This window comes from Nocardia vinacea NBRC 16497 (assembly GCF_000308835.1).
Lineage (GTDB): Bacteria > Actinomycetota > Actinomycetes > Mycobacteriales > Mycobacteriaceae > Nocardia > Nocardia vinacea.
Genome location: NZ_BAGN01000363.1, coordinates 1 through 8,549, shown reverse-complemented (window position 1 = coordinate 8,549; position 8,549 = coordinate 1). Strand labels below are relative to the sequence as shown.

General features: G+C 65.9%; 9 protein-coding genes. 7 read left to right on the top strand and 2 right to left on the bottom strand.

Going from position 1 to position 8,549, the window contains the following annotated elements; genetic code table 11:
* The 6 genes from ON44_RS34460 to ON44_RS34435 form a co-directional block, all read left to right on the top strand.
* A partial coding sequence (locus tag ON44_RS34460; RefSeq protein WP_083898303.1) for a 5-oxoprolinase subunit C family protein occupies positions 1-916 on the top strand: 916 nt, incomplete at its 5' end.
* Positions 913-2,271: an MFS transporter gene (locus ON44_RS34455; protein ID WP_040698469.1), complete on the top strand. Its 1,359-nt coding sequence runs from the start codon at positions 913-915 to the stop codon at positions 2,269-2,271. The genes ON44_RS34460 and ON44_RS34455, both read left to right, overlap by 4 nt.
* A 38-nt stretch (positions 2,272-2,309) precedes the next feature.
* Positions 2,310-3,065, top strand: a complete 756-nt coding sequence (locus ON44_RS34450) for an SDR family oxidoreductase (RefSeq protein ID WP_040698468.1) — start codon at positions 2,310-2,312, stop codon at positions 3,063-3,065.
* A gap of 14 nt (positions 3,066-3,079) precedes the next feature.
* Positions 3,080-4,120, top strand: coding sequence for an L-idonate 5-dehydrogenase (locus tag ON44_RS34445; protein WP_040698466.1), 1,041 nt, complete (start codon positions 3,080-3,082; stop codon positions 4,118-4,120).
* Between the two features lie 30 nt (positions 4,121-4,150).
* Complete coding sequence (locus ON44_RS34440; protein WP_040698464.1) at positions 4,151-5,359, top strand: aspartate transaminase; 1,209 nt, start codon at positions 4,151-4,153, stop codon at positions 5,357-5,359.
* 28 nt (positions 5,360-5,387) lie between these two features.
* Positions 5,388-6,059, top strand: a complete 672-nt coding sequence (locus ON44_RS34435; protein ID WP_040698462.1) for a 4-carboxy-4-hydroxy-2-oxoadipate aldolase/oxaloacetate decarboxylase — start codon at positions 5,388-5,390, stop codon at positions 6,057-6,059.
* A gap of 173 nt (positions 6,060-6,232) precedes the next feature.
* On the opposite strand, the gene ON44_RS47245 is transcribed toward ON44_RS34435, so the two are convergent.
* Positions 6,233-7,015 (bottom strand): phosphatase PAP2 family protein, encoded by a 783-nt coding sequence (locus ON44_RS47245; RefSeq protein WP_083898302.1) that lies wholly within the window; start codon positions 7,013-7,015, stop codon positions 6,233-6,235.
* Positions 7,016-7,105: 90 nt separating this feature from the next.
* On the opposite strand from ON44_RS47245, the gene ON44_RS34425 reads away from it, so the two are divergent.
* Positions 7,106-7,819, top strand: coding sequence for a response regulator transcription factor (locus ON44_RS34425; protein WP_051182742.1), 714 nt, complete (start codon positions 7,106-7,108; stop codon positions 7,817-7,819).
* Here the strand turns inward: ON44_RS34425 and ON44_RS34420 are convergent.
* Positions 7,742-8,549, bottom strand: an 808-nt coding sequence (locus ON44_RS34420) for a HAMP domain-containing sensor histidine kinase (protein WP_040698459.1), incomplete at its 5' end; no start/stop codon positions are given. The two genes, ON44_RS34425 and ON44_RS34420, sit on opposite strands and share 78 nt — an antisense overlap.

Sequence of the window (8,549 nt, the reverse complement as noted above, 5' to 3'; positions counted from 1 at the left end):
CGCGCTGGATTTCGGTGCCGTCGCGAGCACCGATCTACTCGTCGCGATCACCGGTGCGCCCGCCGACGTATGCGTCGACGGTGTCACCCGCGCCCAGTGGGAACCATTCATCTGGGCGGCAGGCACCGAACTCACCGTTCGCGACATTCGCGACGGACTTCGGGTCTACCTCGCGGTGCACGGGACGATTTCCGCGAACTATCTGCTCGACAGCTGCGCTCCGGATCCGGTACTCGGTTTCGGTCGACAACTGACGGCGGGTGCGAATGTCGACGTCGAGATCGACGGGCCGCTACTCGACCACCCGCATTTCCGAATTCCGTTGTTCCACTTCGACGTTGCACGTCCCGTGCTCACCGGAAGTTGGTCCATCGATGTCACCGATGGACCCGATGTCGCCGAATTCGGCAGCACCGCCACGCGACTGTTCGAGACCTCGTTCGTCGTCGGCGACAACAGCAATCACATCGGACTCCGGCTCAGTCCCGATGGTGCCGTCCCGCAACGAGAGAGCCGGACCGAGGTCTTATCCCGGGGCGTACCGATCGGAGCCGTCGAAGTGCCCGCCGGAAACGAACTGCTCGTACTGCACCGTGGCCGCGGCGTGACAGCGGGCTATCCGGTGCTCGCAGTCGTCACCGCAATCGGCTTGTCGCAACTGGGCCAGGCCCGGCCCGGTCAGCGAGTCCGATTCCGGCACATCGGCATTCCCGACGCGGTGCGCCGCTACCGCGCGCAGCAGGCCGCGATCGATCGACTACGCACCCGTGTGGCAAATGCCTACGACTGCCTCCGAATTCCCGTCCACACCAACACTTGCCACCGGCCCGGTCAGTCCCCGAAGGCGGCAGCTTGCCTAACCACGCAGGGGCCTCGCGCAGACCACATCCGACACAGTCACCTGGAGTACCCATGACCGACACGATCTCTCCGGCCCCGGCCGGGTCCGTGCCCACCGACCACACGCATGCGGCGCCGTCCGGCTCGATCCGCAAGGTCGTACTGGCCGGCTGCGTCGGCATCTTCGTCGAGCTCTACGACAACGGCATCTTCGCCTTCATGGCAACCGCCCTTGCCATCGTGTTCTTCGATGTCTCCAAGTCGAGTGACGCATTGCTGCTGGTCTTCGCCGGATATGCGATTTCCTTCTTCGTGCGTCCGCTGGGCGCGGTGATCTGCGGCATCCTCGGCGACAAGATCGGCCGCCAGAAGATGCTCGTCTTCGTCATCATGCTGATCAGCGTCGCGACGGCGGGTATCGGCGTCCTGCCGACCTATGCGGCCATCGGCGTCGCGGCACCCGTGTTGTTGGTCGCTTTACGGTTGGCACAGGGATTCTCGGTCGGCGGTGAGGCCGCCGGTGCGATGACCTTCCTCGCCGAACATTCGCCCGAGGGCAAACGCGGACTGATCACCAGCTACGCCCAGATCGCCTCCTTCCTCGCCCTGCTGACCGGCACCATGGTCGCCTTCACGATGTCCCCGTGGTTGAACGCGAGTGCCATCCACGGCGGCGGATTCGGCAGCTGGGCCTGGCGGATTCCATTCCTCATCGCGATCCCGATGGGCTTGATCGGCTGGTACATCCGCCGCGCCATCAGCGACACCCCGAATTTCGGCAAGCTCAAGGAATCCGGCGGCCTGTCACGCAACCCGCTGAAAGAAGCGTTCGCGACGCCCGAACACCGCAGGGCCATGCTGCTCGCCCTGTTCATCCCATTGATGAACGGCTCCGGCTATTACGTCCTGTTCTCCTACATGCCGACTTTCCTCAAGGGCGACAAGATCGGATTCTCCACCGGCACAGCACTTATCGTCACCGCCGCCAGTCTGGTGGCGATCAGCATCGCGATTCCGTTCATGGGCGCACTGTCGGACAAGCTGGGCCGTAAGAAGGTGATCGCCGGTGCCGCGATCGCGATGGCCGTCGGCGCTATCCCCTGCTACGCCCTCATCGCGACCGGCAGTTTCGCACTCGCGGTGCTCGGCGCTTGCATCATGGCCGTCATCTTCGCCGGGCACACCGCGGTCATCCACATCCTCATCGTCGAACTGTTCCCGACCCGGGTCCGGTACTCCGCCTACGGGCTCGGCTACAACATCTCTTCGGCGCTGTTCGGCGGCACCGCACCGCTGCTGATGACCTGGCTCATCCCGCATTTCGGCATCTACGTCCCGGCCGTCTATGCCGTCGCCACCGCCCTCGGCACGCTTGCGGCGGTCAGCACCGTCACCGACCGTGCCCACCTGCCCCTGCGCGACACGCTCTGACCACAAGCAGAACGGCCTCACCCGAGACAAGGAGTGTCATGCCTTTCGACGACTACCGAACCGCCCTCGTCACCGGAGCCAATACCGGGATGGGAGCCGCGATCACCGAGACGCTCGCCAAGCGTGGCCTCATCGTGTATGGCGTCGCCCGCGACGCCGCACGGCTCGACGAGGTGGCCGCACGGACCGGGATGATCCCGCTCGCTGTCGATATCACCGATACCGCCGCACTCACCAGTGCGGTCGGCCAGCTCGAAATCGACATCCTGGTCAACAACGCCGGGGTATCGGCCACCGGGAATATCCTCGACGCAGCACCGGAATCGGTCGATGCCATGGTCGATGTCAATCTCCGTGCCGTGCTGCATCTGTGCCGGCTGCTGATGCCGGGCATGGTCGAACGAGACCTCGGTCATGTCGTCAACATCAGCTCCATCGCGGGTCTGTACAACTTCTACGGCCACACGGCCTATCACGCGACAAAGGCCGCGATCCACCAGATCTCGCGCCAGCTCCGCAACGATGTCATCGGCAGGCGTGTCCGGGTCACCGAGATCTGCCCCGGCCGGGTGGAGACCGAAATCTTCGGACGCAATCTCGGCGGCACACCCGAGGCGATGCGGGCGGCCTGGGAGACCTATTACGAAGGCTACGAATCCATTACGACGAAAGACATCGCCGACACCATCGAGTTCGCGATCGACGCGCCGCGGCATGTGAACCTGGGTCTGATCGAGATCACGCCGACGTTCCAGGTGCCCGGCGGGCTCGAATTCGTCCGGCGGCAGGATTGAGGTCGCCGCTACCGATGACCGAATTGCCTTCTCGCACATTGGGAGTCGTGGCGCATGCGGCGGGCGATCTGCGCGTCGAAGCCATTGCTCTTACACCGCAGGGACCGTCCGATACGGTAGTGGAAATCGCGTACGGCGGCATCTGCGGATCCGACCTGCACTACTGGACCCATGGAGCCGCAGGCGAATCGATCCTGAAGGCACCGATGCTGCTCGGACACGAGGTGGTCGGCACGGTGGTCCAGCAGGCCGCAGACGGTGGCGGGCCCGGACCGGGTACCCGGGTGGCGGTACATCCGGCGACACCGGGCGGCAACAGCCCGCGCTATCCCACCGATCGTCCCAACCTGTCGCCCGGGTGCACCTATCTCGGCAGCGCGGCCCAATTCCCTCATACGCACGGAGCATTCACGCGTTATGCGGTGCTGCCGTCCGGGATGCTCCGACCGCTGCCCGATGGTCTTCCGCTGCGAACGGCGGCCGTAGCGGAACCGGCTTCGGTTGCCTGGCATGCGGTTTCGCGCGCGGGGGACGTCGCGGGAAAGGTCGCGCTGGTGATCGGTTGCGGTCCGATCGGCGCGCTGGTGGTGTCGGTGCTGCGCCGCGCCGGTGCCGCCGCGATCACGGCAGTCGACATCCACGATTATCCACTGGCTATTGCTCGCGAACTCGGCGCGACCACAACATTGAAGGCCGACGACACCGACACGATCGCCGCGGTGGACGCCGACATCGTCATCGAATGCTCCGGCAACCGCTTCGGACTCGAATCCGCCATTCGCGGCGCCACCCGAGGTGGCCGGGTGGTCCTGCTCGGGCTACTGCCCACCGGACTTCAGCCCGCGCCGCTGTCACTGGTCATCACGCGTGAGCTCGAGGTCGTCGGATCGTTCCGGTTCAACGACGAGATCGACGCGGTACTCGACGCACTCGCCGATGGGAGCCTGGTCGTCGAGCCGGTCATCAGCCACGAGTTCCCCGTTCGAGATGCCTTGGCGGCCTTCGCCGTCGCCAAGGATGCCGCGGCCTCCGCCAAAGTGCTGCTGGCTTTCTGAACCCTATGTCGATCTCCCCAGGAGGAAAGCATGTCCCCCGTCGCCCTCGCCGCCCGCGTCGAGCGGATGCGAGAATCACCGAGTTCTGCTGCCGCACAACGGGTTCGTGAGCTGCGCGCATCGGGCCGGGTGATCCTCGACCTGACCGTCGGCGAACCGGACTTCGACACCCCCGATCATGTGAAAGCCGCAGCGATCACAGCCATGGACTCCGGGCTCACCAAATACACTGCGGTGAACGGTATTCCGGAGCTGCGCCAGGCAATTGCCGCGCGAGTACTCGATCGGACCGGAATCACGTTCGGCGACAACGAGATCACCGTCGGCGGCGGGGCCAAGCAGGTCATTTTCATGGCTCTGATGGCGACGGTCGAAGAAGGCGACCAGGTCATCGTGCCGTCGCCGTACTGGGTGTCCTATCCGGATATGGTCACCCTGCACGGTGGCACGCCCATTGTCGTGGACTGCCCCGAACCGGACCGATTCCTGCTCACCGCGGCAGGATTGGAGGCGGCGATCACACCTGCCACGAAATGGGTGATCCTCAACGGACCATCCAACCCGACCGGCGCGGTGTACAACGCGGAAGAACTCGCCGCACTCGCCACCGTGCTGGAGCGGCACCCGCACGTGAACATCTTGTGCGACGAGATCTACGACGAGATCGTCTTCACCGATCAGCGCACCCCGAGCCTGCTCTCCGTGGCGCCGCAACTGCGCGATCAGATCTTCGTCGTCAACGGAGTTTCCAAGTCCTATGCGATGACCGGCTGGCGACTCGGGTACGGAGTCGGGCACCCACAGCTCATAGCGGCGATCAACAAACTGCAGTCGCAGAGCTCGTCCTGCCCGTCCTCGATCAGCCAGGCGGCCGCGGCCGCGGCGATTTCCGGCGACCAGAGCTTCGTCGCCGAGTCGATCGTGCGCTACCGCGCGCGCCGCGACCTCATGTTCGACCTGCTCGCCGACGTGGACGGACTCGCACCGGTGCGGCCGCAGGGTGCGTTCTACCTGTTCATCGGATGCGCCGGACTCCTCGGCAAGCGGACACCGGACGGACGAGTGCTGCACGACGACCAGGACGTCGTGCTGTATCTGCTCGAGGCCGCCTCGGTCGCGACGATCCAGGGCTCCGCCTATGGTGCGCCGTCATACCTGCGTATCTCCTTCGCCACCTCCGCGGACGTGCTGCGCACCGCCGCCGCCGAAATCGCGAAAGCCGTTGCCGCACTGAGCTGACCACCGCCCGACCCATCACGGAGAAACCATGGTTCACGTCACCACCAAGATCGACCGCGCCGACCGCGCACTCATCGACGAACTCGGCACCTTCTCGGCGGCCACCATCCACGAGGCCCAGGGCCGCAAGGGCGCACTCGACTCGGACATCAAACCCATCGACCGCGACATGTCCTTCTGCGGATCCGCATTCACCGTCGTCTGCCACCCCCGCGACAACATCATGCTGCAGGTCGCGATCAGCTACGCCCAACCCGGCGACGTGCTCGTCGTGGCATCCGGCGACCAGCCCGCCGGGCAATTCGGCGACGTCCTCGCCAATGCGTGTGCCGCCCGCGGCATTTCCGCCCTCGTCACCGACGGCGGCGTACGCGATACCCGAGAAATCCGCGAACTCGGATTCCCGGTCTTCGCCAAGCATGTCTGCATCGAGGGCACCGTCAAGGAAACCCTCGGCCCCATCAATCAGCCCCTCGTCTTCGGCGGCCAGGTCATCTATCCCGGCGATGTAATCAAGGGCGACTGCGACGGCGTCGTCGTCATCCGACGCGAAGAAATCCGATCCGCAATCGCCGCCTCCCGCGAGCGCGACTCCGCAGAGGCCACCTACATCGAACGCTACAAAACGGGCCAGACCCCCATCCAGGTCTCGAACCTGGCCGCGATCCTGGAGGCCAAGGGCCTCACCGTCGATCAGTAAGTCCTTGTCACCTTGATTCTCTCCGGGACGAGTCCGGGATGACCACGGATCGGGCGTCGGACAGGGTCCGGTTACAGCGATAAGCGTAGTGCGTGCTTTCCGCCGTGATCGGTGGTCGGCCAGCGCGTGGGCCGAATCCCGAAGCGGCGACCGGGTATCCGCCGGTGCGGTGATCAGTGCTCAATCGGCGCCGTAGATGTTCGCGGATGCACCCTGGCAGCGGTGTCGAATCGGCCGCCGCGGGGTCCCGGCGCCGATGCTGTCGCAGTGTCGAGTGATACGGCGATGCCGAGGGCGGGGGCGAGCAGGAGGCAGATACATAGCCAGCAGCCGCCGAAGACCCAGCCGGCGGCGATGTCGGTGGGCCAGTGCACGCCGAGGTATAGCCGTGACAGGCCGATGACGACGACGGCGCAGCTCACGGCACTGATCGCCGCGATGCGGACGGCCCGCCGACGTAGGTGTGGCAGGACGACGACAATCAGAACACCGAGAACGACAGCCGAGCCGAGGCAGTGGCCGGACGGATAGGACTGGTTGGTCTCCACCACGAGGTGATCGACCACCGGTGGACGTGCCCGCCCGACCAGTTGCTTGCCGACGATCACCAGCACAGCCGCACCTGCCGAGGCACCCGCGACCAGCAGCAGGTTCCGCCACTGACGCCACCATGCCAGGACAGCGCAAGCCAGGATGGCGATTCCCGCCATCGTGGCGGTGTCGCCGAAATCGCTGACCGCAACGGCCACCCCGGTGAGTGTTCCGTTGCGATGGCCGACGATCCAATACAGCCAGGTGGCGTCGACGCTGGTCGGCCCGTCCTGTTGGACGACGACGATCGTCAGGCAGATCGCCGTCGCCGCCAGCGCGACGGCCGTGACGAGGATAGGCACCGGTGCTCGCCGGTAGGACGGCACTGTCGATGATCGAGGAGTGGTCGCGGACTCGGACGGCATGCCATGACGATGGCGCACCCCTGCTGAGAGAACGTTGAGAGCCCGGCGCCGCCACCGCCCGACGTGGTCTGGTGCGGCATGCTGAGACAGGTGCGGGTGCTGGTGATCGAGGACGAGCCGCTGCTGGCGCAGACATTGCGCCGCGGTCTCGAACTGGAGGGATTCGTGGTGCAGGTCGCCGAGACCGGCACCGATGGCCTGTGGTGGGCGGTCGAGGATGGTTTCGACGTGATCGTCCTCGACATCATGCTGCCCGGGCTCAGTGGCTATGAGGTGCTGCGACGGTTGCGTGCCGAGGACGTCACGACTCCCGTGCTGATGCTGACCGCCAAGGATGGGGACTACGACCAGGTCGACGCGCTCGATCTGGGAGCCGACGACTATCTGACCAAACCGTTCTCCATCGTCGTGCTCTTCGCCCGGCTGCGGGCGCTGCTACGGCGTCGTACACCCCAGCAGCCCGCGGTACTGTCGGCCGGGGATCTGCTGCTCGATCCCGCGCGCCGCGCCGTGCACCGCGGCGACACCCCCGTGGCGTTGACTCCGCGTGAGTTCGGGCTGCTGGAATTCCTGTTGCGGCACAAGGGAACCGTGCTCACCAAGACCGATATCCTGCGCAACGTCTGGGACGCCCATTACGACGGCCCGGAGAATGTCGTCGAGGTCTACATCGGCTATCTGCGCCGCAAGATCGACGCACCGTTCGAGCGCGCCAGCATCGAAACCCTACGCGGAGTCGGTTATCGGCTCATCGACCCCGATGCGGGGCAGGTCGACAACGAATCGGGCTCCGCCCCAACCTGATTCGGTGACGGTCACCGAACCACCGTGGGCAGCAACGATTTCGGCGACAATGGCCAGCCCGAGACCGGACCCACCCGTGCGCCGCGCCCGGTCGGCGTCGAGCCGCACGAAACGCCCGAACACCCGGTCCCGGTCGGTGGCCGGAATACCGGGACCGTCGTCGTCGACAACGACGACCGCGCGCCCGTCGCGTTCCTCGGTGCAGATCGCGATCCGCGACCGCGCGTGTGCGGCGGCGTTGTCGACGATGTTGCGCAGTGCCCGCTGCAGCCGCGCCCGGTCGCCGACGACCCGCACCGCATGGATCCGGGTACTGACGGTGACCGTGCCGCGCAATCGCAGCGTTGCCGCCAGTTCGGCGGCGAGATCGTCGAGATCGACATCGCTGGTACGCAATTCGAGTCCGTGTTCGTCGGCTGCGGCAAGCGTGAGCAGGTCCTCGATCAGGTGCAGCATCCGCCCGGCCTCCGGTAACAGCGTTGCGGTGATGAGCTCGCGGTCGAGCACCTCGGGCCGGTCCCGGGCCAGTTCCAGCGCCGCGGTCACCGTGGCCAATGGGCTGCGCAGTTCGTGCGAAGCGTCGCCGACGAACCGTTTCTGCGCCAGATGCCCGGCCTCGACGCGGGCCAGCATGTCGTTCATGGTCTCGGCCAGCTGCGCGATTTCATCGCGCGCTACCGGTACCGGCACCCGCTGCGACAAATCCGTCGACTCGATACCGGCCACCCGG

Coding starts and splice junctions, on each gene's coding strand:
- ON44_RS34435 (WP_040698462.1), top strand. CDS start 5,388: ATGGTTCACGTCACCACCAAGATCGACCGCGCCGACCGCGCACTCATC.
- ON44_RS34450 (WP_040698468.1), top strand. CDS start 2,310: ATGCCTTTCGACGACTACCGAACCGCCCTCGTCACCGGAGCCAATACC.
- ON44_RS47245 (WP_083898302.1), bottom strand. CDS start 7,015: ATGCCGTCCGAGTCCGCGACCACTCCTCGATCATCGACAGTGCCGTCC.
- ON44_RS34455 (WP_040698469.1), top strand. CDS start 913: ATGACCGACACGATCTCTCCGGCCCCGGCCGGGTCCGTGCCCACCGAC.
- ON44_RS34440 (WP_040698464.1), top strand. CDS start 4,151: ATGTCCCCCGTCGCCCTCGCCGCCCGCGTCGAGCGGATGCGAGAATCA.
- ON44_RS34445 (WP_040698466.1), top strand. CDS start 3,080: ATGACCGAATTGCCTTCTCGCACATTGGGAGTCGTGGCGCATGCGGCG.